This is a genomic window from Paraburkholderia sp. Tr-20389 (genome assembly GCF_017104565.1).
Taxonomy (GTDB): Bacteria; Pseudomonadota; Gammaproteobacteria; order Burkholderiales; family Burkholderiaceae; genus Paraburkholderia.
Window position 1 is genome coordinate 43,626 of the sequence record NZ_JAAGPD010000039.1, and the last position, 26,898, is coordinate 70,523.

Consider the following 26,898-nt stretch of genomic DNA (forward strand, 5'->3'; position numbering starts at 1 on the left):
ACGCAGGGCGACTGCGACCTTCCATTCAGCGTTGGCAGCAGATCACGTGCACGCGCATTTCGATCGACGAAAAAGCACCTTGCTTAGGGTTGGGCCACGCGCAAAACGCACACAAAAGGACACGTCGATCGCACGCAATTCACGAAGCACTCCATCCGTGGATGTGTTCGAAAAACGCCTTGTTTTATGGCGTTTTTGCGCGAGACAGCCCTTCTCTAAAGGACTTGTCGGGCTGCATCGACGCATGCGGGTATACGTTAATTTGTGCGCGCCGGGCAGCCCCGTTTACTGAAGTGAAAGCCAGGTCGTCCGAACTACTTTGATCAGACATGATCGAGGGGTTCGGACGTTGTTTGTTCGTACCGGAGGTGTAGCATGGCGAATCTGTCCAGCAGTGCAATCGACGAATTCAAGGCTCTCACACGAGGCCAGATCGTATTGCCCGGCGACCCGTCGTTCGATGAAGCACGCAGTATCTGGAATGGCATGATCGATCGTCGCCCCGCGATCATCGTTCGCTGCGCGGGCACTGCCGACGTCCGTTGCGCGGTCAATTTCGCCCGCGACAACCAGCTTCTGCTCGCCGTGCGCGGCGGCGGTCACAACATAGCAGGCAGCGGCGTGTGCGAAGACGGCATGCTGCTCGATCTTTCGCCGATGAAGTCCGCGCGCATCGATCCCGTGGCGCGGCGCGCCTATGTGGAGCCCGGCTGTCTGCTGCGCGACTTCGATCACGAAGCACAAGCCTTCGGTCTCGCCACGCCGCTCGGCATCAACTCGACCACGGGCGTCGCCGGTCTGACGCTCGGCGGTGGCTTCGGCTGGCTCAGCCGGCGCTTCGGCATGACGGTGGACAACCTGATTTCAGCCGACGTCGTCACCGCCGACGGCCAAATGATCCGCTGCAGCGCCGATTCGCATGAAGATCTGTTCTGGGCGATTCGCGGCGGCGGCGGCAACTTCGGCGTCGTCACGATGTTCGAGTTTCGTCTGCACGAAGTCGGTCCGGAAGTGTATGGCGGCCTCGTCGTGTTGCCGATGGATCAGGCGCGCGATGCACTCGTGAAATACCGCAAGGCATTCGAGACGTGGCCTGACGAATTGACCGTCTGGGCCGTTGCGCGCTTTGCGCCACCGCTGCCTTTCCTGCCCGCCGATGTGCACGGCAAGCCGATCATCGCGTTCGCCGTCTGCTATACGGGACCCGTCGCGAACGGTCCCGCCGTGGTCGACGAAGTGCGCAAGTTCGGTACGCCCTATGGCGAGCATCTCGGACCGATGCCGTACACCGCCTGGCAACAGGCGTTCGATCCGCTGCTGACGCCCGGCGCGCGCAACTACTGGAAGTCGCACAATCTGGCCACGCTCGACGACGGCCTGATCGACGCGTTCGTCGATGCGATCGGCAACCTGCCGTCGCCTCAGTGCGAAATTTTCTTTGGCGCAATAGGCGGCCAAACGATGCGCGCGGCGCCCGACGCCACGGCCTATTCGAATCGCGACGCGAAGTATGTGATGAACGTGCACGGCCGCTGGACCGAGGCCGCCGACGACGAACGCTGCATTGCCTGGTCGCGCGCATTCTTCGATGCATCGGCGCCGTTCGCGCTCGGCAGCGTCTACGTGAACTTCATGACGGAGGAGGAATCCGGGCGCGTCGGTGCTGCCTATGGTCCTAACTACGCTCGACTCGTCGCCGTGAAAGACCGTTACGATCCGCAGAACCTGTTCCGGCATAACCAGAACATCAAGCCATCTGCCATGGCCTGAGTGCTGCGCGTTCGAAACGCCGGATGGCAACCTGCCTGCCATCCGGCATTCGCTGTTCAACGCCCTTCTCCCGTCGATGCAGATTGCCGCCCACCGCTCCATACCGCGCCTGCGCATCGCGTTACTGACCCTCATCGCGATGTTCGCGTTCGCGGGCAATTCGCTGCTGTGCCGCGTCGCCCTGAAAGGCACATCGATCGATCCCGCGACGTTCACGTCGGTGCGCATCGTGTCGGCGGCAGTCGTGTTGTGGATCATTCTGCGTACACGCGGCAATTCGCAACGCGTCGGCGGCAACTGGCTGTCGGCGTTCGCGCTGTTTGCCTACGCTGCGGCGTTTTCGTTTGCCTATGTATCGCTGGCGGCCGGCACGGGCGCGTTGCTGCTGTTCGGCGCAGTGCAGGCGACGATGATCGGCTATGCGCTGACGCGCGGCGACCGCCTGCGCCTGCTGCAATGGATCGGCCTCGCATGCGCCCTCACGGGGCTCGTCGGTCTGGTACTGCCCGGCGTCAGTGCGCCGCCTCTGTTCGCGTCGCTGCTGATGCTGTGCGCGGGCATCGCGTGGGGCGTCTATTCGCTGCGCGGCAAACGCGCCGCCGATCCGACGGCCACCACGGCCGGCAACTTCATGCGCGCGATCCCATTCGCGGTCGTTATCAGCGCGGGCATGTTCACGCATGCATCCGTCGATAGAACCGGCCTGTTTTTCGCGGCGATTTCAGGCGCGCTGACATCGGGCGTCGGCTATGTGATCTGGTATGCCGCGTTGAAGCACATCGCGTCCGCCACGGCGGCAACTGTGCAACTGAGCGTGCCGCTGATCGCCGCGGCGGGCGGTATCGTGCTGCTCGGCGAACCGCTGACGACACGCCTCGCGTTGAGCGCGCTCGCGATACTGGGCGGCATCGCGCTCGTCGTCGCACGCCGCTGATCTCGATCTGACAGACAAAAACGGCCGGGTGTCCGGCGCATCGATGTATACGATAGAATACATCGAACGTTCGGATCTCGGGAGAAACGGGGTGGACAACAGTCGTCGCGATGCGCCCAAAGATGCGCTATCCAAAAAGATCAGCACGCTCAAGCCGGTGTCGGACGACGTGCGCGCGCAGCAGATCCGCGACGTCGTCGATGGGTTCAGACGTCTGCACAGCAGCGTTACGCGCTTCGTGCAGATGTTCGCGGCCGCGAGAAGCGCGCCGCCGCCCGCCGATCGTCTTTCCTCCGCGACCTTGCGCGAGCTGCTGGCCATGCTCGCGAGCGAAGCCCAGGCCGCGCGCTTTGCGCGGCTGCGCGAACTGAAGATCGCGATCCGCCAGGCACGTCTGCTCGAACGCACGCGCGACGCCGTGTTCTCCGAGTCGTTCAGCACGGACCCTACCGCGATGCGCGAGACGGTCACCGCGCTGGAGCGCGTCGATGCGATTCTCGTCGGACTGTGCGTCGAACACGTGCTCGAACGTCACAAGGCGGTGCCACCGCGTACGGTCGCCCTCAAGCGCGCGCCGCCGCAGACGCGCCGGCGTCAACCCGAGCCCGTGCACTGATTGGCGCGTCCGAACGACTCGATATATTCGATGGTATATTTCGCTTATCCGTTCGCGCATCCACCCCGGTCCGCCTGACTGTCCGGATAGAGGTCACCATGCACGCTCCGCCCTTTCGTCTTGCCCGCACGTCCAGCATCGAAACATCCGTGCATTCCGCGCAGCGCACTGCCGAAGGGCGCGCCGATGCCTGCTGCGCGCCGTCGAAAGCGCAACTCGCCGACCTGAGACGGCGCGCGCGCCTCGCAGAACTGGACTCGCATCTGCATTGCTCGATCATCGGCACGTGTCTGAGCACGCATGAATTGCGCAAGCTCGTGCCGAAGTACACGGACCTCGACCGGCAGCGCGCGAGCGACCTGGAGATTCACCACACGGCCGTCGAACTCGCGATCGAAGGCGGCGCAGGCGGCAAGGCGCTGCAAAAGGCGCTCGACGAACGCTACGCCGGCGCGATCCGTCTGTTCGACAAGGCGAAAGATCCCGACGCGGTGCTCGCGCTATGGAAAGAAGCGCTCAAGAACGGCGACATTCCGCCCGCGTACTGGGCGCTGATGACGCATTCGCAAACGACGATGAGCGTGCGGCAAACGGCCTTCGGCGATCTGCACATGCTGTCGCATCTGGTTGGCGCCGCGAATCGGGCGGACATACGCCGGCTCGTCGCGCTGGAAGAAGAGAACGTGTCGTTGCGCGCGAAGATCGATCGGCAGCAGAGCCGCTTGCAGGAGATGAGCTTGCAGCGCGACGCCGCCACGCATGAACTGGATGCGCGCGCCGCGCATGCCAAAGCGCAGGATGCCGAAAGCGACGACGCGTTGCGCGCCGAAGTCCACACGTTGCGCGAAGCGCTGACGGCACGCGATGAACGGCTCGCGTTGCACACGAACCGCCGCGAGGCTGCCGAACAGCGTGCGGCAGCCGAACACGACAGCGCACGTGCATTGCGCGCGAGGCTCGATGAAATGGATGCGCTCGTGAAAACGCTGCAAGCGGAAGCGAGCGCGCTCGAACGCACGCTTCAGGTCACGGCCGCCGACGACCCGTCGCACGATCCGGCCGCGTCGCTCGCGATTCTGGAGCGCATGCGGATCGTGTATGTCGGCGGACGGCCGGGATCGAATGCGGCGATCAAACGTATCGTCGAGTCGGCAGCCGGTGAGATCACCGTGCACGACGGCGGTATCGAAGATCGCAAAGGTCTGCTCGCGGCCGCGCTGCCCGGCGCGGACATGGTCGTGTTCCCCGTCGACTGCATCGATCACGACTCGATGAATATGCTCAAGCGCATCTGCGAACGCGGTCACATCGCGTGGTATCCGCTGCGCACGGCGAGCGTCGCGAGTTTCGTCGAACTGATCGGCCGGCTCAATGCCGACGCGCAAACCAACACGCAGCCGGGCGGTTCGCCGCGCTTCTGTCTGCGACACGGCTAGGCGCCGTGCGTGAAGCCTAGCGCCGCACCATTTTCGTAAGCGCGGCGATGTCGTCGGAGCATGCCGCGTACGCCTGCGCCTCGATCCCGCGATAGAGCCGGATGATTTCTTCCCCGACAGGCGTGAGCACGCTGCCGCCGCCGCTCTGTCCGCCGTGCTCCGACACCGTCGCGGGCGATTTCAGCGAACGGTTCAACTCATCCATCAGCAGCCACGCGCGCCGATACGACATGCTGAGGCTGCGCGCCGCAGCCGAAATCGAACCGTGCTCGCGCACCGCCTCGAGCAGCGCGACCTTTCCCGGTCCGAGCGCGATCGTGCCGGCCTGCTGGATACGCATTCTGAACCGCACCTCGGGCTTCGGATGTGCCGATGTTTTCATGTTATCTGCCGGTTGCCTCATGCGCGCAAGCATACACGATGCCATATGCGGCCAATCAATCGGCAATTGCACCAGTCCGCGGTGCACGCAGACCTCAACGCATCACAATTCGAGCACGCGCGCGACGACACCCGCCAGCCGTTTCACGTGGCGCGGCGCGGGCAGAATATCGGCTGCGGAGAACAGAATGGGCGCGCCGTCGTCGACGGAGAGCGGCTGGTCGCCGCGCTCGAACGCAACGAGCACGCGTTCGCCGATGGGGGTATTGAACAGTTCATGCCAGGAGAAGGTCACGGCGTAGCCATCATGAGCGTGCGCAATGAACACGGTCCGCTTGAAGTCGCCGGGCTTGTCGTTGCGCAGGCCGGCCATCTCGATCAGGTCTTTCAGCAGCACGCCGCGATACTGGTCGATCTTGCGAATGAAGCGGTTCGTCGTGTAGCAGCGCAGGTCGAAGGCATCGGCTGTGACGCTCGCGTGCTGCCGCAGATCGTCGAGCGTCACCCGCATCGGGCGCAGGAGAGCGCCCGCCAGCGTGACGGCGCCTGCCGTCGTGTCCTGCAGCGGCAGCGCCGCCGTGCCCGTCTGTCCCATCGTCCGTCTCCGTTCCGTTGCAGCGTCGATCCGCCGCGCGATGTATCGGTGGATATATTACGCTGCGCGAGCAACGGCTGCCCAGGAGATCCGCGACATAGAGGGCATATTGCACGGCGTATGAAACACCGGCGGCGGACGACGGACACAAGACCGCCGCCGGTGTCAGGGCAAAGCGCTTACTGGTCGACGCCGACGATCACGCTCGAAGCCTTGAAGATCGCCGCAGCCGCCTTGCCGCTCGCGAGGCCGAGACGGTCGACGCTGTCGTTGGTGACGATGGCCGCGATCTGCGCGCCGCCCGCCGCCGAAATAATGACCTCGCTGTTGACGGCGCCCTTCGTGACCGACGCGACCGTGCCTGCGACGCAATTGCGCGCCGACACCTTGCTGCTGTCGGCATCGACCATCACGATCACCGACGAAGCCTTGACGAGCGCGAACGCGGGCTTGCCTGCCGCGAGTCCGAGCGAGGTTGCACTGCCGTGCGTGATGACCGCGACGATTTCGAGTCCGTCCTGGCTACGGAGCGTGACTTCGTCGTTGACGGCACCGTTCTTGACGGCCGTGACCTGGCCGGCGAAATGATTGCGGGCGCTGGTACGCATGTGACTCTCCTTCGGGTTGCCCCTGATTATTGTTGAAGTGTATGGACGAAAGGGTTCCGGCAGTGTAGCGCGCGCACATGACACCCCGCCATCGGCGGCCTTGTTCGAGCCAGGCCTAAGCGTGACGCGGGCATCGCGAGCGGCAGCGCAGCATACGTGGCACCCCGGTTGCTCCTATCCGGACAGAGGGCCCCCAAAACGAAAAGGAGCAGCCATGAATACGATTGGATTGTCGCAGCGCATCGAGGAAATCGAACTGGCTCTCGCGGGCATGTTCGAATCGCCGAAAGCGCCCACCGTGAGCGCGTATCAGGAAGGGACGACCACGTATCTGACGCTCTCGTGGGTCGTCGAAACGGGTCGGGATACGACCCTGGACGCGCGCTGTATCGCGACGATCAAACTCGTCGATGCCCAGATCGACCGCTATGCGGCGCTCGAAACGTCCAAACGGCGAATCGTGCAGGACCGTTTGAAGGATCTCGTGCGCCGGCATGTCGACGCATCGCGGGCGAAGGCTGCATCGGCGGACAGCTGTTCGATCGAACTCGAAGTCGAGGACACCGTGTTCGACGTGCCCAACGAGCCGTACAACGCGCTGTAACACCCGACTGCCCGGAAACGTCGCGACGCTTCCGGTCCTGCCGCCGGGGCAATAGACTATGCTAACGCGCGAGCCCGTGTGCTCGCGCTGTCGCACACGCGGCCATCCTTTTGAGTCTATTGCCCATGAATTCGACCACCGACGATACCCCGCGCCCCGCCCTGCGCGCGCTCACGCCGCTCGAAGCCCGCGTGCTGGGCGTGCTGTTCGAGAAGCAGCACACCGTGCCCGATACCTACCCGCTTTCGCTCAATTCGCTCGCGGCGGGCTGCAACCAGAAGACCTCCCGCTCGCCCGTGATGAACGTCAGCGAGACCGAGATTCTCGACGCGATCAACACGCTCAAGCGTCTCTCCCTCGTGCTGGAAGGCAGCAGCAGCCGCGTGCCGCGCTACGAGCACAATATCGAACGCGTGTTCGGGTTGCCGCGCCAGTCGGCGGCGCTGCTGACGGCGCTGCTGCTGCGCGGCCCGCAGACGGCGGCCGAACTGCGGCTTGCCACGTCGCGCCTGCATAGCTTCGCCGACACGTCGTCCGTCGAAGCGTTTCTCGAAGAACTCGCCGACAACGATCCGCCGCGCGTCGTCAAGCTCCCGCGCACGCCGGGCGAGCGCGAAAGCCGCTGGATGCATCTGCTGTGCGGCGAACCGTCCGCCGAGCAACTGCGCGGGGCCACGCTTTCCGACGAACCGCTGCCGCCCGGCGAGCTGGAAGGCCTGCGCGCGCAGCAGCGCGAGTTGAGCGAGCGCGTCGAGCGGCTCGAAGCGCTCGTCACGCATCTGGCGGGCGAACTCGGCGTGTCGCTCGACGATCTGAAGGGGCGGCTGTAGTTGTCCTGGCGTTGCCTGCGGTTGCCTGCGCCGGGCGGATCGCCGTGCGTGGTTCGCGGCGATCCGGCTTCGGCGGCCGACCTCCGCCCGCTCGCCTGACCGGAAGGCGTTCTCCGTTTCCGGACCACAACACCGATCCCCCGCACAAAGCTTGCGAACCGCCCGCACCGAATGCGACGATGCGGGTGGCGCGCGCCACGCGCCCCGAATTCAGCCCCGCCTGCTGTGCCTCAACCGCGTTTCACTGTGCCAGGAGACTGACCGATGAACGAGCACGACGATCCCACACTGCCCCCGGCTTCCGAACTCCCCGACGCCTCCTCCGACCGTCCCGACGACCCGGAACGCCGCCGTGTCCTTACGGGACTCGCAGCGGCAGGCCTCGGCTTCGCGCTGGCAGGCTGTCAGTCGATGGACAGCGCCGCGAACGGCGCGCCGCGCAGCGCGGCCGACGCGCGCCTCGACGCCGCCCTGCATGATCAGGTCAAGCGGATCGTCGTGATTTACGCGGAAAATCGCAGTTTCGCGAACCTGTACGGCAATTTCCCCGGCGTGCAATATCCGCTTTCCAATGTCGCGCCGGAACGCTACGTGCAACTCGACCGCGACGGCAAAACGCCGCTCGCGACGCTGCCGAAAATCTGGGGCGGCCTCGTGCCGCAGGCGCAGGAAGTCGACGGCAAGCGCTATATGATTGCCGAACGCGACATCGCCGGCTTGCGCAACCAGCCGTTCCATCTCACCGACGCGCATGGCGCGCCGCTGCCGAACAGCGTGATCACACGCGATCTCGTGCATCGTTTCTATCAGAACCAGATGCAGATCAACGCAGGCCGCAACGACCAGTTCGCCGCATGGGGCGATTCGGGCGGCCTCGTGATGGGGCATTACCGCAGTTCCGGCGAGTCGCTGAAACTGTGGGCGCTCGCACAGCAATACACGCTGTGCGACAACTTCTTCATGGCTGCGTTCGGCGGCTCATGGCTCAATCACATCTTCCTGATCTCCGCGCAGGCGCCGCTCGTGCCGGACATCGGCAACGGGCCGGGCAAGAAGCTGGTATCCGTCGTCGATGGCGACGATCCTCTCGGTACGCGTCTAAAGCTCGCACCCGATGCGCCGAAGTCGGCGCTCGACGGCCCGCCCAAGTTCATCAGCGACGGCCTGTTCACGCCCGATGGCTACGCCGTCAACACGATGGCGCCGCCCTACCAGCCGAGCATGGTGCGTCCCGCCGAGGGCGGCGACCCGGCGCTCGCCAATCCGGCCGAGCCGAAGGTGCTGCCGCCGCAACGCTACGCGACGATCGGCGACCGGCTCTCCGCCAAGGGCGTCGACTGGGCGTGGTATAGCGGCGCGTGGCAATACGCGCTAGATCATCGCGATACGGGCGCCGTGCCCGACTTCCAGTATCACCATCAGCCGTTCAATTACTTCGCGAACTTCGCGCCTGGCACGGCGGCCCGTGCGCGGTATCTGCGCGACGGCGGGGTCGGCGACGACGCGTCCACCAACCGCTTCATCGCCGATATCGACGCGGGCCGCCTGCCCGCCGTCACCTTCTATAAACCGCAGGGCAATCTGAACATGCATGCGGGCTACGCCGATGTCGAATCGGGTGACCGGCACATCGCGAACGTGATCGAGCACATCCAGCGCGGGCCGCAATGGCAGAACACGGTGATCGTCATCACGCACGACGAAAACGGCGGCTGGTGGGATCACGTCGCGCCGCCGAAGGGCGACCGCTGGGGACCGGGCTCGCGCATCCCCGCGCTCGTCATCTCGCCGCTCGCGAAGAAGGGGTACGTCGACCACACGGTGTACGACACCAATTCGATCCTGCGCCTGATCAGCCGCGTGCACGGACTCGCGCCGCTGGATGGCATCGTCGCGCGCGACCGGGCGTTCGCGCAGAACGGCCTTGCGCCCATCGGCGATCTGACGGGCGCGCTCGATCTCGCATGATGCCGCGCTCGACGCTGCAATAAGGGAAACGCATGTTCGTCGTGTACTGGCTGGAAGAAGGCAGCATACCGACGGGAACCGCTCGTTTCGAGCGGTTCCCCGACGATCAGATGACACAGGCGCTCGCGTTCACCGAAACGCTGCGCAGGAAACAGGCTGCGGGCGAGGACGTGAGCTTCGTTACGCTCTGCAGCGAGAATCCGCGCTCCGTCGGCAAGGCGGGCGCGTCGGATCCGCCCGCCGATTACGCGTGGAAAAAGCGCCGTCCCTAGATGCCCGCCTCGCCGCTGCGCGCAACGCGAGCGCACAGCGGCACGTCCCGGCTGAGCCCATCCGCCGCGAAGCTTCGCAACACAAACGCACGGCGAAAAAGCATAAAAGCGAAGCACTGTAAAACATTAAGGATACCCAAACCACCCGTCGCCACTTCCTGTCAGATTCACGTTCTACCCCGCCGGGCGCACGCGCCGTCTCATGGCGGACCGAACCGATGCAGCGGCATCGTCGAACGACAAGAGGAAGACCGACATGACACATACGCAATCGAATCGCCGCGTGCATGGACTGCCACACGCGGGCCTCACCGTGCTCGTGCTATTGGCCATCGGCGGCTGCACGACGGTGCCGTGGCAGATGGCGCCCGACGAGCGGTCGATACAGCCATCGTCGCAGACGCTCACCCCCGTCAGCCAACCGGCGCCGCGCGCGTCCCCGGCTACCGACAAACCGGTGACGGGCGCCTATTACCGCGTAAAACCGGGTGACACGCTCTACCGGATCGCGGCGAGTCATGGCCAGCGCAGTGACGACATCGTCAAATGGAACAACCTCACCGACCGTGACCATATCGAACCCGGCAGCGTGTTGCGCGTTGCGCCCCCCGATGCGATCGATGAACACGGTGCCGCCGCGTCTCCCTCGACACGCACGAAAGCGCCCGCCAGGCGCGATACCGTCGACGCCAAACCGAAAGGCGACAAAACGGATACCTCCGATCCAACACACGACAACAAAAGCAAGAGTGCCAACAACGATACATCCCGCTTCGGCTGGCCCGCGCGCGGCACCTTGAGCGCGGTGTATGGGCAAGGCAAATCGAAGGGCATGGTGATCGCCGCCAAAGCGGGCGACCCAGTAAGAGCGGTAGCGCCGGGCCGCGTGGTGTTCGCGGGCGATGCCGGCAAGCCGTACGGCAAGCTGATCGTCATCAAGCACGACGACACGCTCGTCACCGCCTACGGCCACAACCGCAAGCTGCTCGTGAAGGAAGGCGCCAGTGTGAAGCGCGGCGACGCGATCGCCGAAATGGCGAACACGGAGCACGGCGCGGGCTCGATGCAATTCGAAGTCCGCAAAGACGGCAAGGCAGTCGATCCCGCGTCCTACCTTCCGCGCATCGGCTCCTGAGAAACCAACGGGCAACAAAAAAGCCGCAAACGGACTGCGCCGTCTGCGGCTCATTGAGCATCGAAACCCGGCGTGCTGCCTAGCCCAGCGCGTTCGCTTCGAGCAGCGGATCGAGCCGCCCCGCCGTTTCCAGCGCATTCAGATCGTCGAATCCACCCACATGCGTGTCGCCGATGAAAATCTGCGGCACCGTGCGGCGTCCCGTGCGTTCCATCAATGCAAGGGCCGTCGCACGATCGCTCTGCACGTTGACTTCCTTGTACGACAAGCCCTTGTTCGTCAGTAGCGCTTTCGCGGCGTGACAGTACGGGCACGTCGGTGTCGTATAGATGGTGATGGCGGACATGATGTTCTCCGTGTAAGTGCGTTGCCGATACGGCGTGTTACTGGCCGCGGTAGACGTCGTCGAATGCGAAAGGCGCGCCTCCGAGCGAACGGGCGCGCGTCGCGCGGAAACCCGAGTCGGCGCTGCCAGTCGTCGACGGGCCATACGATGCGGCTAGCACATCGTGCGAGCGATGCAGCACGTGCGGCGCGGCCGCCGAGTAGTTCGCGGGCTCCGGATAGTTCGTGTCGCCTTGCGGGTACTGGCCGGACTGCTGCGCGGCGATCAGTTCGGCGCGAACCTCGGCGCGCGTCACCGTCGATTGCGACTGAGCGTGGCTGGCGAGCGGCAGACCAAGTGCAGCCGCGAGAACGAGAGCTTGATAAGCGCGATTCATGATGAGCACCTTTGAGAAGAGTTGCCGTCGTCGACGGGATGGCTCAACTGTAGGTGCGCATCGCAGGGGCGTGAATGTCGGTGCGTCTCACGAAGATGCTCGATCGGCTCACCGGCATTCGGCGCATGCGAATCCAGGCGTGGCGCACGGCCTGGGTGTCACCGGCGCACGCCTTGTGCAGCATGGGTTTCAGGCGGATTGACGGGATCGGACCAAACGCACTGAGCGCGTGCGGCACGTTTTCTGAAATTCTCTATTCCGCTTCGGCGGACGACGCCTCGTCATCCGCTACGTCCTGTGCAGCCTGCACATGTCCGCCCGACGCGCGCCAACGCGCGGGCGTCACGCCGATCTGCTTCTTGAACACGCGCTGGAACGCCGCTTCCGACTGATAGCCGACCGTCTCGCCGATATCGCCGACGGGCGTCGCCGATTCGAGCAGCATGCGGCCCGCGATAGTCATGCGCACTTCCGTGAGCACGTCGGTCGCCGAGCGGCCGATCGCTTCCTGGAACTGCCGCACGAAGGTCGCGCGCGACATGTTGCAGAGCGCGGCGAACTGATCGAGCGTCCACGGCTTGCCGGGCGACTCGAACATCGCCGACACCGCCGCCTGCAAACGCGGACGCCCGGCCAGCGCCAGCAGACCATGCGGCGGCTGCGCCGCTTCGCTCGCAAAGCGCAGCGTCAGCGCGAACAGCGCGGCCGACAGATGGTTCACGAGCGTTTCGCTGCCGGGACATTCGTCGGCGGCCTCCTCGCGCATCAACTGGATCAGCCGCGCGAGCCGCGAACCCGCGACGCTCGTCTGCGCCGCGCTGTCGTCGCCGTTCGAAGCTTCGCCGCTCGCCGTCGTATGCGCGCCGCTGCGCACCACCAGCCGCGACGGCAGATGATCGCGCAGCAGCCGGTCCGGCACCGCGCCGAGCAGAAAGCGTCCGCACAGGATGTCGGCCGTTTCGCCCGTGCCGCCGTTCTCCGCGACGGTCAGCATGAAGTTGCGCCGCTCCGTGGCGGGCACGGGCTGCGCGCCGCTGCCGTCGTGGATGCGGTGCGCGTTACCCGTCGGAAACACGATGATGTCGCCCGCCACCAGCGCCTCGGGCGGCCCGTTGCCGTCTTCGAGCACCGCGCGCCCCGACAGCAGCACGTGATACGGAATCTCGCGCACGCCTGCCGGGCCTTCTTCGATCGCCCACGGCGCGCCGAAGTGGCAGCGGACATCCACGCGCCCGCTCACGGGCATCAGCGACAGGAAGCGGCTTAGCAGGTCCATATGAGCCGAATAAGCATGTTTTTGAATCGTTCGAGGATTAGCACAGCGGACCCGAAACCGTACAGTGACACCGTGCAATGCAAACCGATTCTACTGGACGGCAGCACGGCGCGCGGCAGAGGGGAAACCGGATCCGCCGCCCGGCCGTCCGAGCGAGGAACATGATGAAGACGCTTCATATCGATGTCGCAGTGGTTGGCGCAGGCAGCGCAGGTCTGCCCGCGTTTCGCGCGGCGAAGGCGGCGGGCGCGAGTGCGGTGCTGATCGAGGGCGGTGCGTACGGGACGACCTGTGCGCGCGTCGGCTGTATGCCGTCGAAGCTGCTGATCGCCGCCGCAGAAGCCGCGCATGCGGCGCGCAGAACGGCGCCGTTCGGCGTGCACGTCGACGGCGCCGTGCGGATCGACGGACGCGAAGTGATGGCGCGCGTCAAGCGCGAACGCGACCGCTTCGTCGGCTTCGTCGTCGAATCGACGGAAAGCATTCCCGATGAAGAACGGCTGATTGGCTACGCGCGGTTCATCGACGACAACGTGCTGCAAGTGGGCGACCACACGCGCGTCTATGCGAAGAGCGTGGTGATCGCGACAGGGTCGTCGCCGTATGTGCCTGCGATGTATCAGGCGCTCGGCGACCGCGCAATCGTCAACGACGACGTGTTCGCATGGGACGACCTGCCGCGCAAAGTGGCCGTGGTCGGCGCGGGTGTGATCGGGCTGGAACTGGGTCAGGCGCTCGCGTGGCTCGGCGTCGAGGTGACGATGCTGGGCGCGCGCGGTCGCGTCGGTCCGCTGAGCGATCCCGCGATCAAGGACTACGGGCGCAAGGTATTTAGCGACGTGTTCCACTTCGAGCCGCATGCGCAAGTCGAAGCGGCGACGCGCGAAGGCGACAGCGTGCATCTGCGCTATCGCGACAGCGCGGGTGAACTGCGCGAAGACATGTTCGACTATGTACTGGTGACAGCCGGCCGCCGTCCGAACATGGACAAGCTGGCGCTGCACAACACCACGCTCGAACTCGATGCGCGCGGCGTGCCCGTGTTCGATCCGTTGACGCTGCAGGCCGGCACGCATCCCGTGTTCATCGCCGGCGACGCGAACGACGTGCTGCCGCTCCTGCACGAAGCCGCTGACGAAGGCCGTTCAGCAGGCGAGAACGCAGCGCGCTTTCCTGATGTGAAGCCGCTGGTACGTCGCGCGCCGATCTCCGTGGTGTTCTCCGAGCCGGGGATTGCGATGGTCGGTGCTCGCCATGCAGACCTCGCGGCGGGATCGTTCGTGACGGGCGAAGTGAGTTTCGAAGACCAGGGCCGCAGCCGCGTGATGCTGCGCAATCGTGGACTGATGCACGTGTATGCCGACAAGGCAACGCGCCGCTTCGTGGGCGCCGAGTGGATCGGGCCCGATGCCGAGCATATCGCGCATCTGCTTGCATGGGCGCTGCAGATGAACCTCACGGTCGATGCCATGCTGGCGATGCCGTTCTATCACCCCGTCGTCGAAGAAGGCTTGCGCACGGCTTTGCGCGATGCAGCTGCGAAATTGCCGAAGGCGTGATCAGCGTTGGTTTAGTCAATGCCGTCGCCGATTGTTCAATCCGCCGCAAGTGTTGTTGAAGCGCTCCCCGCATACGGCCACTGTCGTGATGCCGGGGTAGCGCTTTTCTATTCTTCCTACGCGATGTCGATCTGATACGCGTGACACACAGGCTTCACCGATATATCACAACATGTGATATTGGTGTCGAAGCGCCCGTCTCGCACCGCCTTCCTTACAGCGCACGCCTGGCGGCCTTGCTTCGCTTAGGGAGCGAGCGCTTGCGCGCTTCATCGGCAAGATCGATACGATTCGATGCGGTGGATGCCAAATACGTGTCAACTTTACATATTCAGCTTTGCATACTTTAATGCTTTAAACCGTCCCCCACGATAAAAGCAGGATCTTCCATGAGCCACTTTCTGGACAGGTTGCGCTATTTCACAACGGCCCGGCCGCAGTTCTCCGATGGACACGGCGCCGTCACGGACGAAGACAGAAAGTGGGAAGACGCCTATCGGCAACGATGGCAGCACGACAAGATCGTGCGCTCGACACATGGCGTGAACTGCACCGGCTCGTGCTCGTGGAAGATCTACGTGAAGGGCGGCATCGTCACGTGGGAAACGCAGCAGACCGACTATCCGCGCACGCGTCCCGACATGCCCAATCACGAGCCGCGCGGGTGTTCGCGCGGCGCGTCGTACTCCTGGTATCTATATAGCGCGAACCGTCTCAAGTATCCGCTCGTGCGCAGTGCGCTCATCAAGCTATGGCGGGAGCGGCGCCGCTCGATGGAACCCCTGCAGGCATGGCAGTCGATCGTCGAAGACGATGCGGCACGGCGCGGCTACCAGAGCCGTCGCGGGCTCGGCGGTTTTATCCGCTCCACATGGGACGAAGTCAACGAGATCGTCGCCGCCGCCAACGTCCACACCATCAGGCGTCATGGGCCCGACCGTGTAATCGGCTTCTCTCCGATTCCCGCGATGTCGATGGTCTCGTATGCAGCCGGCTCGCGTTATCTGTCGCTGATCGGCGGCGTGTGCCTGAGCTTCTACGACTGGTATTGCGATCTTCCGCCTGCGTCGCCGCAAACCTGGGGCGAGCAGACCGACGTGCCCGAATCCGCCGACTGGTACAACTCCACGTTCATCATGCTGTGGGGCTCCAATGTGCCGCAAACCCGCACGCCCGATGCGCATTTCATGACCGAGGTGCGCTACAAGGGCACGAAGATCGTATCGATCTTTCCCGACTACGCGGAAGGCGCGAAATTCGGCGACATCTGGCTGCATCCGAAGCAAGGCACCGACGCGGCGCTCGCGCTCGCGATGGGTCATGTGATCCTCAAGGAGTTTCACCTCGCGGGCAAGAGCGACTACTTCACCGACTATTGCCGCCGCTACACCGACATGCCGTGCCTCGTGCGCCTCGTCGCGCGCGGCGACCGCTATGTGCCTGAGCGGCTCGTGCGTGCATCGGATTTCGACGATGCGCTCGGTCAGCTCAACAATCCCGAGTGGAAGACGGTCGTGATCGACACGGCTACGCATGAAGCCGTCGTGCCCGTGGGTTCGGCGGGCTTTCGCTGGGGACAAAAGAAAGGCGAAGACAAGGGCAAATGGAACCTGAAAGAGCAGGCGGCTTCAGGTACTGCGATCGTGCCGCGGCTGTCGCTCGTCGATGCACACGACGAAGTCGCCGACGTGCTGTTCCCGTACTTCGGCAACATCCGGCATCCGCATTTCAATCACACGTCGCATGCGTCGGAACTGTCGCGCAAGATCGGTGTGCGGCGCATCGCGACGCGCAACGGCGACATGCTGGTCGCCACCGTCTATGACCTGTACGTCGCGAACTACGGGCTCGATCAGGGCCTGGGCGGCGAGCATATCGCCGCGAGCTATGACGACGATCTGCCGTACACGCCCGCATGGCAGGAAGCCATCACAGGCGTGAAGCGCGCCGACGTGATCAACGTCGCGCGGCAGTTCGCGGAGAACGCGCACAAGACGCAGGGCAAGTCGATGGTGATCATCGGCGCGGGGATCAACCACTGGTTCCACATGGACATGTCGTACCGCGCGATCATCAACATGCTGATCATGTGCGGCTGCATCGGCAAGTCGGGGGGCGGCTGGTCGCATTACGTCGGCCAGGAAAAGCTGCGTCCGCAGACGGGCTGGACGGCGCTCGCTTTCGCGCTCGACTGGAACCGGCCGCCGCGCCAGATGAATTCCACCTCGTTCTTCTATGCGCACACGGACCAGTGGCGCTATGACCCGATGGATCCCGCCGCCCTGCTTTCCCCGCTCGTCGACAAGACGCGCTTTCACGGCGCGCCCATCGATTACAACGTGCGCGCCGAACGCATGGGCTGGCTGCCGTCCGCGCCGCAGCTCGATGCGAATCCGCTCGAGATCGGCCGCGCGCTGAGGGACCCTGCGCAAGCGGCCGCGACGATCGCAAGCGATCTCAAATCGGGCAGTCTGCGCATGGCCTGCGAGGATCCCGACAGTCCGACAAACTTTCCGCGCAACCTGTTCGTGTGGCGCTCCAACCTGCTCGGCTCGTCGGGCAAAGGTCACGAGTACTTCCTCAAGCATCTGCTCGGCACGACCAACGGCGTGCAAGGCGAGGAAGTAGTGAAGTCGGGGCATCCGCGTCCCGAGGAAATCACGTGGCACGATGAAGCGCCGCGCGGCAAGCTGGATCTGCTCGTCACGCTCGACTTCCGCATGTCGACGACCTGCATGTACTCCGACGTCGTTCTGCCCACGGCTACGTGGTACGAGAAGGACGACATGAATACGTCGGACATGCATCCGTTCATTCATCCGCTGTCGGCCGCCGTCGATCCCGCCTGGCAATCGAAGAGCGACTGGGAAATCTTCAAAGGCATCGCGAAGCGCTTTTCCGAACTGAGCGTCGGGCAACTCGGCGTCGAGCGCGATGTCGTGCTTGCGCCGATTGCGCACGACAGTCCCGCCGAACTCGCGCAACCATTCGACGTGCTCGACTGGAAACAGGGCGAATGCGAGCCAATGCCGGGCAAGACGATGCCCTCCGTAATCGTGGTCGAGCGAAACTATCCCGCCACGTATGAGCGCTTCACGTCGCTCGGCCGGTTGATGGACAAGCTCGGCAACGGCGGCAAAGGCATTGCGTGGGATACGAAGGACGAAGTTGCGCTGCTCGGCGATCTCAACTATCGCGTTGCCAATGGCCATGACACGCCGAACGGTGCCGCAGGCCGTCCGCGCATCGACACCGCGCTCGACGCCGCCGAAGTGATCCTGTCGCTCGCGCCCGAAACCAATGGTGCCGTCGCCGTGAAAGCATGGCAAGCGGTGTCGTCGCTGACGGGCATCGAGCATGCGCATCTCGCCCAGGCGCGCGCCGACGAAAAGATCCGCTTTCGCGACATCCAGGCGCAGCCGCGCAAGATCATCTCGTCGCCGACGTGGAGCGGCATCGAGTCCGAGCACGTGTCGTACAACGCGGGCTACACCAACGTGCACGAACTGATTCCGTGGCGCACGCTCAGCGGCCGCCAGCAACTCTATCAAGATCACGTGTGGATGCGCGCGTTCGGCGAATCCCTCTGCGTGTACAAGCCGCCCATCGAAACCGGCAACTACGAGAAGATGCTGGGCACGCGCTCGAACGGCAACCCCGAGATCGTATTGAACTTCATCACACCGCATCAGAAGTGGGGCATCCACAGCACCTACACCGACAATCTGCTGATGCTGACGCTGTCGCGCGGTGGGCCGATCGTGTGGCTGTCGGAGACCGACGCGCATAGCATCGGCGTCAACGACAACGACTGGATCGAGTGCTACAACGCGAATGGCGCGCTGTGCGCACGCGCCGTCGTCAGCCAGCGCATCCCGCCCGGCATGGTGATGATGTATCACGCGCAGGAAAAGATCGTGAACACGCCGGGCTCCGAAATCACGGGCACACGCGGCGGCATTCACAACTCGGTGACGCGTGTCGCGCTGAAGCCGACGCATATGATCGGCGGCTATGCGCAGCTTGCGTATGGCTTCAACTACTACGGCACGGTCGGCTCGAACCGTGACGAATTCCTGATCGTGCGCAAGATGAAGCACGTCGACTGGCTCGACGATGCGCCCGCCGACCCCGTCAATCCCGCCACCGAGCATAAACAGCGTCAAGGAGAAACCTCATGAAGGTTCGCGCGCAGATTGCAATGGTGCTCAATCTCGACAAATGCATCGGTTGCCATACGTGTTCGGTGACCTGCAAGAACGTATGGACGAGCCGCGAAGGAATGGAATACGCGTGGTTCAACAACGTCGAGACGAAGCCGGGTATCGGCTATCCGAAGGACTGGGAGAATCAGGACCGCTGGCACGGCGGATGGAAACGCAAGGCCGACGGCAAGATCGAGCCGCGCCTCGGCAGCAAGTGGCGGCTGCTCGCGCAGATCTTCGCGAATCCGCATCTACCCGAGATCGACGACTACTACGAGCCCTTCACGTTCGACTACGCGCATCTGCAGGACGCGGGCGATACGAAGGCGATGCCCGTGGCGCGGCCGCGCTCGCTGATCAGCGGCGAGCGGCTCGAAAAGATCGAATGGGGGCCGAACTGGGAAGAGATACTCGGCGGCGAATTCGAAAAACGCTCGAAGGACTACAACTTCGAGAACGTGCAGAAGGACATCTACGGGCAGTTCGAGAACACCTTCATGATGTATCTGCCGCGGCTGTGCGAGCATTGCCTGAATCCCGCATGCGTCGCGGCGTGTCCGTCCGGTTCGATCTACAAGCGCGAGGAAGACGGCATCGTGCTGATCGATCAGGACAAGTGCCGTGGCTGGCGCATGTGCGTGTCCGGTTGCCCATACAAGAAGATCTACTTCAACTGGCACAGCGGCAAGGCGGAGAAATGCATCTTCTGCTATCCGCGTATCGAGGTCGGGCAGCCTACCGTCTGCTCGGAAACGTGCGTGGGCCGCATCCGCTATCTCGGCGTGATGCTGTATGACGCGGACCGCATCAGCGAAGCGGCGAGCGTCGAGAACGAAGCCGATCTGTACGAAGCGCAGCTGTCCGTTTTTCTCGACCCGAACGATCCCGAAGTGATCGCGCAGGCCGAGCGCGACGGCGTGCCGGCGGCATGGCTCGACGGCGCGCGCCGCTCGCCCGTCTACAAGATGGCGATCGACTGGAAAATCGCCTTTCCTCTGCACCCCGAATACCGCACGCTGCCGATGGTCTGGTACGTCCCGCCCCTTTCGCCCATCAACGCGGCCGCGAATAGCGGCGAACTCGGCATGAACGGCTATTTGCCCGATATCGACTCGCTGCGCATTCCGCTGCGCTATCTCGCGAACCTGCTGACGGCGGGCAAGGAAGCGCCTGTCAAGCTCGCGCTCGAACGGCTGCTGGCGATGCGCGCGTTCATGCGCGCGCGTCACGTCGATCAGGTCGACGCCCCCGGCGTGTTGAAGCAGGCGGGACTGAGCGTCGCGCAAGTCGAGGACATGTACCGCTATCTGGCCATTGCGAACTTCGAGGATCGCTTCGTGATTCCGACCTCGCACCGCGAGTACGCGGAAGACGCATTCGACCTGCGTTCGTCGTGCGGCTTCTCGTTCGGCAACGGCTGTTCGGACGGCCGCTCCGAAGCGAGCCTCTTCACGACGAAAAAGAGCAACCGCAAGATTCCGATCCGCCAGGAGTTCTGACATGGGTTCGCGCGATGCCGTTCCGCCCGGCGCAACGTATGCCGTGCTCGGCGCCCTGCTGAGTTATCCCGACGCGCCACTGCTCGACGCATTGCCGGAAGCCCGGGAACTGCTGAACGGCGAACGCGGCCTGAGCCGCGACGCCCGCGCCGGTCTCGACCAGTTCATCGACTACTGCGCGCAGCGCGATCCCATCACGCTGCAGGAGAATTACGTCGCGCTGTTCGATCGCGGACGCGCGACCTCGCTCTATCTGTTCGAGCACGTGCATGGAGAATCACGCGATCGGGGCCAGGCGATGGTCGATCTGCTGCGCATGTACGACGCGCACGGCCTGCATCTCGCGGCGGGCGAACTGCCCGATTATCTGCCCGTGTTTCTCGAATACCTGTCGCGCCTGCCAGCATCGGAGGCGCGCTCGCTGCTTGCAGAAACGGGCGAGATTCTGCAGTCGATCACCACGCAGCTCGCAAAACGCGGCAGTCCGTACAGCTTCGTCGTGGGCGCGCTGTTGCCGCTCGCAGGCGTCGGCAAGGGCGAGAAGCCCGACGCGTTGCACGACGACGACGCGCAGCAGGCGCCCACGCCCGCCGATTATCGCGCGCTCGATGCCGCATGGGCCGACGAGCCCGTGCGCTTCGTCGGCGCGTCGACACCCGCGCAGGCCCCGATCCAGTTCTACGACAGCCGCACGTCACGCACCCCAGGCAAACGGGAGAACAAGTCATGAGCGACTATTTTCATCAGTTCGTGTTCGGCATCTATCCGTACATCTGTCTTGCCGTGCTGCTGCTCGGCAGCCTCGTGCGCTTCGATCGCGAGCAGTACACGTGGAAAAGCGATTCGTCGCAGATGCTGCGGCACGGTGCGCTGCGGCTCGGCAGCAACCTGTTTCACTTCGGCATCCTCGTCGTGGTCGGCGGGCATTTCGTCGGCTTTCTCGCGCCGCACTGGCTCGTGTCGCCGTTCCTGTCGGCGTCCATGCATCAGTTGCTCGCGATGGTCGCGGGCGGCGCAGCGGGGGTCGTCGCGATCATCGGCCTGACCATCCTGATTCACCGGCGGCTCGCCGATGTGCGTATCCGCCGCAACAGCCGCGTCTCCGATATCGCGATCGTGCTGATCCTCTGGGTACAGCTCGCGCTCGGCCTCGGCACCGTGGTGTTGTCGATGCGTCACATGGACGGCGCGATGTTCGAGCAGCTCACCGACTACGTGAAAGGCGTCGTGACCTTCCAGCCGAATATCGCGAGCCTGCTGGTGGGCGTGCCGCTCACGTATCAGGTGCACATCGCGCTCGGCTTCACGATCTTCCTGATCACGCCGTTTACGCGGATGGTGCATATCTGGAGCGGCTTCGCGTCTGTCGCCTATCTGATCCGGCCGTATCAGCTCGTGCGCAAGCGCTAAGGAGAGCGCGATGAGCACGATCGAACAGTCTATGGCGCCGGAACAGGAAAGCGCATTGCGCGTGAACGGCGTCGCCATCGACGCGGCTACCATCGATTCCGAACGCGAACATCACGCCGACGCACCCGATCCGCACGAAGCTGCACGACATGCACTCGTGATCCGCGAATTGCTGCGGCAGCGCGCGGTCGAGTTGAAGCTGATCGCGGAAGGTGCCCAGTTGGACGACGCATCGCTGGATGAATTGCTTGCGAACGAACTGAGCGTGCCGACCGCGACCCGCGCGGACTGCGAGCGCTACTACGACAGTCATCCGACGCGCTTCCGTCGCAACGACATTGTCTTCGCGAGCCACATCCTGTTCGCCATCACCGAACACGCGCCGCTCGCGCTGATCCGGCAGAAAGCCGAGGCCACGCTGCATGCGATTCTCGCTGCGCCTGACGCCTTCGAAAGCACTGCGCGCGAAGTATCGAACTGCCCTTCCGCAGGCGTCGGCGGCAGTCTTGGACAGTTGCTGCGCGGCGACAGCGTACCCGAGTTCGAACGCGCCGTATTCGATGTGCAGGATACAGGCCTGCTGCCGAGGCTCGTCAACACGCGCTTCGGTTTTCACATCGTTCGTATCGAGCGGCGCGTCGACGGCGAGCCGTTGCCGTTTGAAACGGTCGAAGCCGATATCGCGCGCTTTCTCGGCGAACGTGTCCGCCACAAAGCGATCCAGCAGTACGTGACCGTACTCGCATCGCGTGCGCGAATCGAAGGCGCGCACCTCGGCGAGACCAGCGGGCCACTGCTTCAATAAGCGAGGTGACACCCATGAGCACACACAGCGGTATGAACAAGCTCGGCAGTTCACGCGCCGTCGGCTTGCAGGCATGGTCCGTGTTGCTGTCGAGCACGCTGGCGTTTCTGGTCTGCTTCGTGGTCTGGATGATGTTTGGCGTGCTCGGCGTGCAACTGCGCGAAGACCTGCACCTCAACAGCACGCAATTCGGCCTGCTGACGTCGACGCCCGTGCTGACGGGCGCGCTGATGCGCTTGCCGCTCGGCGCATGGACAGACCGCTTCGGCGGACGCATCGTGATGACGGTGCTGCTGGTGGTCTGCGCGATACCCGTCTATATCGTCAGCTACGCGACAGCGTTGTGGCAGTTTCTGCTGATCGGGCTTTTTCTCGGTTGTGTCGGGGCATCGTTCGCGGTCGGCACGCCTTACGTCGCGCGCTTCTTTCCGGCGGAGCGGCGCGGCTTCGCGATGGGCTTTTTCGGCGCAGGAACGGCGGGCGCAGCCGTCAATCTGTTCGTCACGCCGTCCTTGCAGGCTGCGTATGGATGGCGCTTCGTGCCGCGCGTCTATGCCGTCGCGCTGCTCGTCACCGCGCTGATTTTCTGGTTCGCGTCGGCGCGCGATCCCGGCGCGGGCAAGGCGCAGGGCTCATTGCTCGACTCATTCAAGGTGCTGCGCAATCCAAACGTATGGCGGTTGTGCCAGTACTACTCGATCACGTTCGGCGGCTTTACGGCGCTGTCGTTGTGGATACCGCAGTATCTGAAGGCCGAATACGGCATGTCGCTCGTGATGGCGTCCGCGTTCGCAGCGGGCTTCTCACTGCCGGGTTCTGTCCTGCGCGCAGTAGGCGGCGGACTCGCGGACCGCTTCGGCGCACACAGCGTGACATGGTGGGGACTGTGGGTGGCGTGGATCTGTCTGTTCCTGCTGTCGTATCCGTCGACCGATTTCGTGATTCACACCATCGACGGCACGAGGACGCTGCACATCGAGGTCACGCTCGCCGTATTCGTGCTGCTGACGTTCCTGCTCGGCGCGGTGTTCGCCTTCGGCATGGCGTCGACGTTCAAGTACGTGGCCGACGACTTCCCCGACAACATGGGCGTCGTGACGGGCATCGTCGGCCTTGCGGGCGGGCTGGGCGGCTTTCTGCTGCCGATCCTGTTCGGCATCCTGCTCGACTTCTTCAAGATCCGCTCGACGTGCTTCATGTTTCTCTACGGCATCGTGTGGGTCTCGCTGATCCTGATCTATCTGTCAGAAGTGAAACGCACGCCTGTGACGGGGTAAGCCCCGCTGCGTGACGAGGTGCATGCGCAGATTCAAGCACCCGTCACGCATCGTCCGCATGCGGCGGCAAGTACTCCATGTTCGCCTCTTCATACAGCCGATAGATCAGCTCCAGCATTTGCGTGAGATCTTCGGATTCGTCGAGCATGCGCATGCTCATGATGATGGGTGACACGAGGTTCGAATCGTCGAGTTCCTTGTAGCTGACATCGTCGCGCTTGAGTCCGTACACGCTGCTCGGCACGACGGATATCCCCTCGCCCGCCGCCACCAGTCCCAGCGCGATCTGCAATTCGCGCGTCTCGTAGATATGCGCCGGCTCAAGCCCTCGATCGCGGAAGGCGGCCAGCACCTGATCCGCGTAACTCGGACGCGGTGCCTTCGGAAAGATGATCAGCGTTTCGTTGATCAGATCGTGCAGCGACAACACCGGCTTCAGGTCCGCCAGCGGATGCCCGAACGGCAGCGCGACGATCATGCGCTCCTCGCGCAACACGATGCGCCTGATGCTCGGATCTTCATGACGGATGCGCCCAAAGCCCACGTCGATCGTGCCTTCTTTCAACGCCTTGATCTGGTCCATCGTCGACATTTCGAGCAGCGTCAGCTCGACGGCATGGTGCTCGGTGCGAAAGCGCCGGATGATCTTCGGCAGCATGCCGTACAGCGTCGAGCCGACGAATCCCACCGACAGACTGCGCTCGATCTTGCCGACACGTCGGGTCATCGATTCGAGTTCTGCCGTCTGCGCGAGCAACTGCACTGCGTGCGAGTAAAAGAAGCGCCCCGTGTCCGTCAATTCGACCGGCCGTGAATTGCGCACGAACAGTTGCACGCCAAGCAGATCTTCGAGTTGCTGCATCTGGCGGCTGAGCGGCGGCTGCGCGATATGCAGCCTTTGCGCGGCGCGCGTGAAGTTGCGCTCCTCGGCCACCGCGACGAAATAACGGAGATGGCGCAACTCCATGACGATACCCCTTGGATATTGAACTGATACTAAATCAGTGTTGGACGGGCCGTACGTGCGCCAACTACTCTTCACTCAACCGCAGCGCCCTCACAAATTATACCTTTCGGGTAGCAACCAGACGACGGGCGCGCGCAGACATCGAAAGGAGACATCCGATGATCCCCATCTACCCGGACCGCAGTCCGACACTCAAGCACATCGACGATTATCTGGTCGAAGACACCGCACGCGGCGACTATCGCCTGCACCGCAGCGCCTTCACCGACGAAGCGCTGTTCGAGCTTGAAATGCAGCACATTTTCGAAGGCAACTGGATCTATCTCGCACACGAAAGCCAGATTCCGGCCAACAACGATTACTTCACGACGACGATGGGCCGTCAGCCCGTCGTCATCACGCGCAACCGTCAGGGCGAACTGAGCGCGCTCGTCAATTCGTGCACGCATCGCGGCGCCATGCTGTGCCGCCACAAGCGCGGCAACAAGGCGACCTTCACGTGCCCGTTTCACGGCTGGACCTTCAACAACAGCGGCAAACTGCTGAAAGTGAAAGACCCTGCCGATGCGGGTTATCCCGAATGCTTCAATCACGAGGGCTCGCATGATCTGAAGAAAGTCGCGCGTTTCGAAAGCTATCGCGGCTTTCTGTTCGGCAGCCTGAATCCCGACGTGAAGCCGCTCACCGAGTTTCTCGGCGAGGCCGCACGCATCATCGACATGATCGTCGACCAGTCGGAGCAAGGTCTCGAAGTGCTGCGCGGTTCGTCGACCTATACGTATGAAGGCAACTGGAAGCTGACGGCGGAAAACGGCGCGGACGGTTATCACGTGTCGGCCGTGCACTGGAACTACGCGGCGACCACGAACCAGCGCAAGGAAAAGAACGCCGCAGAAGACAAGATCCGCGCGATGGATGCGGGCGGCTGGGGCCGTCAGGGCGGCGGCTTCTATGCATTCGAGCACGGCCATATGCTGCTGTGGTCGCGCTGGGCGAACCCGGAAGACCGCCCGAACTTCAATCGCCGCGATGAATTCGCCGCGCGCTGCGGCGGCGAAACGGCGGACTGGATGATCCAGAACTCGCGCAATCTCTGCCTCTATCCGAACGTGTATCTGATGGATCAGTTCGGCTCGCAGATTCGCGTGCTGAAGCCGCTGTCCGTCAACAAGACGGAAGTGACGATCTACTGCATCGCACCCAAGGGCGAATCCGACGACGCGCGCGCTCGCCGCATCCGCCAGTACGAAGACTTCTTCAACGTGAGCGGCATGGCGACGCCCGACGATCTCGAAGAATTCCGCGCGTGCCAGCAAGGCTATGCGGCGCGTTCCGTCGAATGGAACGACATGTGCCGCGGCTCGACGCACTGGATCGAAGGTGCGGACGAAGGCGCGAAGAAGATCGGTCTCAAGCCGCTGCTCTCCGGTGTGAAGACGGAAGACGAAGGCCTGTACACGATCCAGCACCGCTACTGGGTCGAAACGATCCGCGATGCCCTCGTGAAGGAAAGGAGCGCAGCATGAGCACGATTGCCACGCCGCCGACGCTCGCGGACATCCAGGCGTTTCTCTATCGCGAAGCGCGTTTGCTCGATGACGAGCAATGGGATGAATGGCTCGACCTGTATCACCCGGACGCCGTCTTCTGGATGCCGTCGTGGGACGACACAGATCAACTGATCACGGACCCGCAGCGCGAGATTTCGCTGATCTATTACCCGAGCCGTCAGGGCCTCGAAGACCGCGTGTTCCGCATCAAGACCGAGCGGTCGAGCGCGACGATTCCCGATACGCGCACGAGCCACAACCTCAGCAACGTAGAACTCGAACAGCACGACGATGGCGTCTGCACCGTTCGCTTCAACTGGCACACGCTCAGCCATCGCTACAAGACCAATTACAGCTACTTCGGCATGTCGCGCTACGTGATCGATTTCAACGGCGAGTCGCCGCGCATCCTGAACAAGTACGTCGTATTGAAGAACGACTACATCAATCAGGTCATCGACATCTATCACATCTGAGCG

Annotated in this window: 25 protein-coding genes; 18 read left to right on the plus strand and 7 right to left on the minus strand. The window is 63.6% G+C overall.

What is annotated here, in order from left to right:
• Nucleotides 1–375 precede the first annotated feature (375 nt).
• The 4 genes from G3N95_RS29345 (at nt 376) to G3N95_RS29360 (ending at nt 4,756) form a co-directional block, all read left to right on the plus strand.
• Entirely contained in the window at nt 376–1,770 is a 1,395-nt protein-coding gene (locus G3N95_RS29345; RefSeq protein WP_205973596.1) for an FAD-binding oxidoreductase, read from the plus strand.
• Between the two features lie 76 nt (nt 1,771–1,846).
• Entirely contained in the window at nt 1,847–2,704 is an 858-nt protein-coding gene (locus tag G3N95_RS29350; protein WP_205973597.1) for a DMT family transporter, read from the plus strand.
• 91 nt (nt 2,705–2,795) lie between these two features.
• A complete protein-coding gene (locus tag G3N95_RS29355) occupies nt 2,796–3,320 on the plus strand; it encodes a hypothetical protein (protein WP_205973598.1) in 525 nt (174 codons plus the stop codon).
• Nucleotides 3,321–3,418: 98 nt separating this feature from the next.
• Nucleotides 3,419–4,756: a DUF2325 domain-containing protein gene (locus G3N95_RS29360; protein WP_205973599.1), complete on the plus strand. Its 1,338-nt coding sequence runs from the start codon at nt 3,419–3,421 to the stop codon at nt 4,754–4,756.
• Nucleotides 4,757–4,772: 16 nt separating this feature from the next.
• On the opposite strand, the gene G3N95_RS29365 is transcribed toward G3N95_RS29360, so the two are convergent.
• From G3N95_RS29365 to G3N95_RS29375, 3 genes are all read right to left on the minus strand, one after another.
• Complete coding sequence (locus tag G3N95_RS29365; RefSeq protein WP_205973662.1) at nt 4,773–5,096, minus strand: LysR family transcriptional regulator; 324 nt, start codon at nt 5,094–5,096, stop codon at nt 4,773–4,775.
• Between the two features lie 144 nt (nt 5,097–5,240).
• Nucleotides 5,241–5,732: a molybdopterin-dependent oxidoreductase gene (locus tag G3N95_RS29370; RefSeq protein WP_205973600.1), complete on the minus strand. Its 492-nt coding sequence runs from the start codon at nt 5,730–5,732 to the stop codon at nt 5,241–5,243.
• Between the two features lie 179 nt (nt 5,733–5,911).
• Nucleotides 5,912–6,340 carry a TOBE domain-containing protein gene (locus G3N95_RS29375; protein ID WP_205973601.1) on the minus strand — a complete coding sequence of 143 codons (429 nt, stop codon included), beginning with the start codon at nt 6,338–6,340 and terminating at the stop codon, nt 5,912–5,914.
• A gap of 214 nt (nt 6,341–6,554) precedes the next feature.
• Here G3N95_RS29375 and G3N95_RS29380 point away from each other — a divergent pair, with 214 nt between their 5' ends.
• From G3N95_RS29380 to G3N95_RS29400, 5 genes are all read left to right on the plus strand, one after another.
• Nucleotides 6,555–6,944 carry a DUF3022 domain-containing protein gene (locus tag G3N95_RS29380; protein ID WP_205973602.1) on the plus strand — a complete coding sequence of 130 codons (390 nt, stop codon included), beginning with the start codon at nt 6,555–6,557 and terminating at the stop codon, nt 6,942–6,944.
• Between the two features lie 125 nt (nt 6,945–7,069).
• Nucleotides 7,070–7,774: a YceH family protein gene (locus G3N95_RS29385; RefSeq protein ID WP_205973603.1), complete on the plus strand. Its 705-nt coding sequence runs from the start codon at nt 7,070–7,072 to the stop codon at nt 7,772–7,774.
• A 264-nt stretch (nt 7,775–8,038) separates the two neighbouring features.
• Nucleotides 8,039–9,742 carry an acid phosphatase gene (locus G3N95_RS29390; protein ID WP_205973604.1) on the plus strand — a complete coding sequence of 568 codons (1,704 nt, stop codon included), beginning with the start codon at nt 8,039–8,041 and terminating at the stop codon, nt 9,740–9,742.
• A gap of 32 nt (nt 9,743–9,774) precedes the next feature.
• Complete coding sequence (locus tag G3N95_RS29395) at nt 9,775–10,014, plus strand: hypothetical protein (protein WP_205973605.1); 240 nt, start codon at nt 9,775–9,777, stop codon at nt 10,012–10,014.
• 202 nt (nt 10,015–10,216) lie between these two features.
• On the plus strand, nt 10,217–11,149 hold the full coding sequence (locus tag G3N95_RS29400) for a M23 family metallopeptidase (protein ID WP_241019024.1): 933 nt from the start codon (nt 10,217–10,219) through the stop codon (nt 11,147–11,149).
• A 79-nt stretch (nt 11,150–11,228) separates the two neighbouring features.
• Here the strand turns inward: G3N95_RS29400 and grxC are convergent, their stop codons facing one another.
• The 3 genes from grxC to G3N95_RS29415 form a co-directional block, all read right to left on the minus strand.
• Entirely contained in the window at nt 11,229–11,495 is a 267-nt protein-coding gene (gene grxC / locus G3N95_RS29405) for a glutaredoxin 3 (RefSeq protein ID WP_205973606.1), read from the minus strand.
• A gap of 37 nt (nt 11,496–11,532) precedes the next feature.
• Entirely contained in the window at nt 11,533–11,871 is a 339-nt protein-coding gene (locus G3N95_RS29410) for a DUF4148 domain-containing protein (protein WP_205973607.1), read from the minus strand.
• Between the two features lie 253 nt (nt 11,872–12,124).
• Entirely contained in the window at nt 12,125–13,147 is a 1,023-nt protein-coding gene (locus G3N95_RS29415) for an AraC family transcriptional regulator (protein ID WP_205973608.1), read from the minus strand.
• Between the two features lie 164 nt (nt 13,148–13,311).
• On the opposite strand from G3N95_RS29415, the gene G3N95_RS29420 reads away from it, so the two are divergent.
• From G3N95_RS29420 to G3N95_RS29450, 7 genes are all read left to right on the plus strand, one after another.
• Nucleotides 13,312–14,706 carry a dihydrolipoyl dehydrogenase gene (locus tag G3N95_RS29420; RefSeq protein ID WP_205973664.1) on the plus strand — a complete coding sequence of 465 codons (1,395 nt, stop codon included), beginning with the start codon at nt 13,312–13,314 and terminating at the stop codon, nt 14,704–14,706.
• Between the two features lie 389 nt (nt 14,707–15,095).
• Complete coding sequence (locus G3N95_RS29425) at nt 15,096–18,887, plus strand: nitrate reductase subunit alpha (protein WP_205973609.1); 3,792 nt, start codon at nt 15,096–15,098, stop codon at nt 18,885–18,887.
• Nucleotides 18,884–20,410 (plus strand): nitrate reductase subunit beta, encoded by a 1,527-nt coding sequence (gene narH, locus G3N95_RS29430; RefSeq protein WP_205973610.1) that lies wholly within the window; start codon nt 18,884–18,886, stop codon nt 20,408–20,410. The genes G3N95_RS29425 and narH overlap by 4 nt, the downstream gene beginning before the upstream one ends.
• A gap of 1 nt (nt 20,411) precedes the next feature.
• Nucleotides 20,412–21,140, plus strand: a complete 729-nt coding sequence (gene narJ, locus G3N95_RS29435; protein WP_205973611.1) for a nitrate reductase molybdenum cofactor assembly chaperone — start codon at nt 20,412–20,414, stop codon at nt 21,138–21,140.
• Nucleotides 21,137–21,820, plus strand: a complete 684-nt coding sequence (gene narI / locus G3N95_RS29440; protein WP_205973612.1) for a respiratory nitrate reductase subunit gamma — start codon at nt 21,137–21,139, stop codon at nt 21,818–21,820. The genes narJ and narI overlap by 4 nt, the downstream gene beginning before the upstream one ends.
• 10 nt (nt 21,821–21,830) lie before the next feature.
• Nucleotides 21,831–22,625, plus strand: a complete 795-nt coding sequence (locus tag G3N95_RS29445) for a peptidylprolyl isomerase (RefSeq protein ID WP_205973613.1) — start codon at nt 21,831–21,833, stop codon at nt 22,623–22,625.
• A 14-nt stretch (nt 22,626–22,639) separates the two neighbouring features.
• Nucleotides 22,640–23,902, plus strand: coding sequence for a nitrate/nitrite transporter (locus tag G3N95_RS29450; protein WP_205973614.1), 1,263 nt, complete (start codon nt 22,640–22,642; stop codon nt 23,900–23,902).
• Nucleotides 23,903–23,945: 43 nt separating this feature from the next.
• Here the strand turns inward: G3N95_RS29450 and G3N95_RS29455 are convergent, their stop codons facing one another.
• Nucleotides 23,946–24,869: a LysR family transcriptional regulator gene (locus G3N95_RS29455; RefSeq protein ID WP_205973615.1), complete on the minus strand. Its 924-nt coding sequence runs from the start codon at nt 24,867–24,869 to the stop codon at nt 23,946–23,948.
• A 158-nt stretch (nt 24,870–25,027) separates the two neighbouring features.
• Here G3N95_RS29455 and benA point away from each other — a divergent pair, with 158 nt between their 5' ends.
• Together benA and benB are read left to right on the plus strand one after the other, a co-directional pair.
• Entirely contained in the window at nt 25,028–26,395 is a 1,368-nt protein-coding gene (gene benA, locus G3N95_RS29460; protein ID WP_205973616.1) for a benzoate 1,2-dioxygenase large subunit, read from the plus strand.
• Nucleotides 26,392–26,895, plus strand: coding sequence for a benzoate 1,2-dioxygenase small subunit (gene benB / locus G3N95_RS29465; protein WP_205973617.1), 504 nt, complete (start codon nt 26,392–26,394; stop codon nt 26,893–26,895). The genes benA and benB overlap by 4 nt, the downstream gene beginning before the upstream one ends.
• Nucleotides 26,896–26,898 lie beyond the last annotated feature (3 nt).

What these genes read in the sequence shown, in the direction of transcription:
- grxC (WP_205973606.1), bottom strand. Translation starts at nt 11,495, where the DNA reads ATGTCCGCCATCACCATCTATACGACACCGACGTGCCCGTACTGTCAC.
- G3N95_RS29415 (WP_205973608.1), bottom strand. Translation starts at nt 13,147, where the DNA reads ATGGACCTGCTAAGCCGCTTCCTGTCGCTGATGCCCGTGAGCGGGCGC.
- benA (WP_205973616.1), top strand. Translation starts at nt 25,028, where the DNA reads ATGATCCCCATCTACCCGGACCGCAGTCCGACACTCAAGCACATCGAC.
- G3N95_RS29455 (WP_205973615.1), bottom strand. Translation starts at nt 24,869, where the DNA reads ATGGAGTTGCGCCATCTCCGTTATTTCGTCGCGGTGGCCGAGGAGCGC.
- G3N95_RS29425 (WP_205973609.1), top strand. Translation starts at nt 15,096, where the DNA reads ATGAGCCACTTTCTGGACAGGTTGCGCTATTTCACAACGGCCCGGCCG.
- G3N95_RS29390 (WP_205973604.1), top strand. Translation starts at nt 8,039, where the DNA reads ATGAACGAGCACGACGATCCCACACTGCCCCCGGCTTCCGAACTCCCC.
- G3N95_RS29350 (WP_205973597.1), top strand. Translation starts at nt 1,847, where the DNA reads ATGCAGATTGCCGCCCACCGCTCCATACCGCGCCTGCGCATCGCGTTA.
- G3N95_RS29420 (WP_205973664.1), top strand. Translation starts at nt 13,312, where the DNA reads ATGAAGACGCTTCATATCGATGTCGCAGTGGTTGGCGCAGGCAGCGCA.
- G3N95_RS29365 (WP_205973662.1), bottom strand. Translation starts at nt 5,096, where the DNA reads ATGCGTATCCAGCAGGCCGGCACGATCGCGCTCGGACCGGGAAAGGTC.
- narJ (WP_205973611.1), top strand. Translation starts at nt 20,412, where the DNA reads ATGGGTTCGCGCGATGCCGTTCCGCCCGGCGCAACGTATGCCGTGCTC.
- G3N95_RS29385 (WP_205973603.1), top strand. Translation starts at nt 7,070, where the DNA reads ATGAATTCGACCACCGACGATACCCCGCGCCCCGCCCTGCGCGCGCTC.
- G3N95_RS29450 (WP_205973614.1), top strand. Translation starts at nt 22,640, where the DNA reads ATGAGCACACACAGCGGTATGAACAAGCTCGGCAGTTCACGCGCCGTC.
- G3N95_RS29375 (WP_205973601.1), bottom strand. Translation starts at nt 6,340, where the DNA reads ATGCGTACCAGCGCCCGCAATCATTTCGCCGGCCAGGTCACGGCCGTC.
- G3N95_RS29370 (WP_205973600.1), bottom strand. Translation starts at nt 5,732, where the DNA reads ATGGGACAGACGGGCACGGCGGCGCTGCCGCTGCAGGACACGACGGCA.
- G3N95_RS29445 (WP_205973613.1), top strand. Translation starts at nt 21,831, where the DNA reads ATGAGCACGATCGAACAGTCTATGGCGCCGGAACAGGAAAGCGCATTG.
- G3N95_RS29345 (WP_205973596.1), top strand. Translation starts at nt 376, where the DNA reads ATGGCGAATCTGTCCAGCAGTGCAATCGACGAATTCAAGGCTCTCACA.
- G3N95_RS29400 (WP_241019024.1), top strand. Translation starts at nt 10,217, where the DNA reads ATGGCGGACCGAACCGATGCAGCGGCATCGTCGAACGACAAGAGGAAG.
- narI (WP_205973612.1), top strand. Translation starts at nt 21,137, where the DNA reads ATGAGCGACTATTTTCATCAGTTCGTGTTCGGCATCTATCCGTACATC.
- G3N95_RS29360 (WP_205973599.1), top strand. Translation starts at nt 3,419, where the DNA reads ATGCACGCTCCGCCCTTTCGTCTTGCCCGCACGTCCAGCATCGAAACA.
- G3N95_RS29395 (WP_205973605.1), top strand. Translation starts at nt 9,775, where the DNA reads ATGTTCGTCGTGTACTGGCTGGAAGAAGGCAGCATACCGACGGGAACC.
- G3N95_RS29410 (WP_205973607.1), bottom strand. Translation starts at nt 11,871, where the DNA reads ATGAATCGCGCTTATCAAGCTCTCGTTCTCGCGGCTGCACTTGGTCTG.
- G3N95_RS29380 (WP_205973602.1), top strand. Translation starts at nt 6,555, where the DNA reads ATGAATACGATTGGATTGTCGCAGCGCATCGAGGAAATCGAACTGGCT.
- narH (WP_205973610.1), top strand. Translation starts at nt 18,884, where the DNA reads ATGAAGGTTCGCGCGCAGATTGCAATGGTGCTCAATCTCGACAAATGC.
- benB (WP_205973617.1), top strand. Translation starts at nt 26,392, where the DNA reads ATGAGCACGATTGCCACGCCGCCGACGCTCGCGGACATCCAGGCGTTT.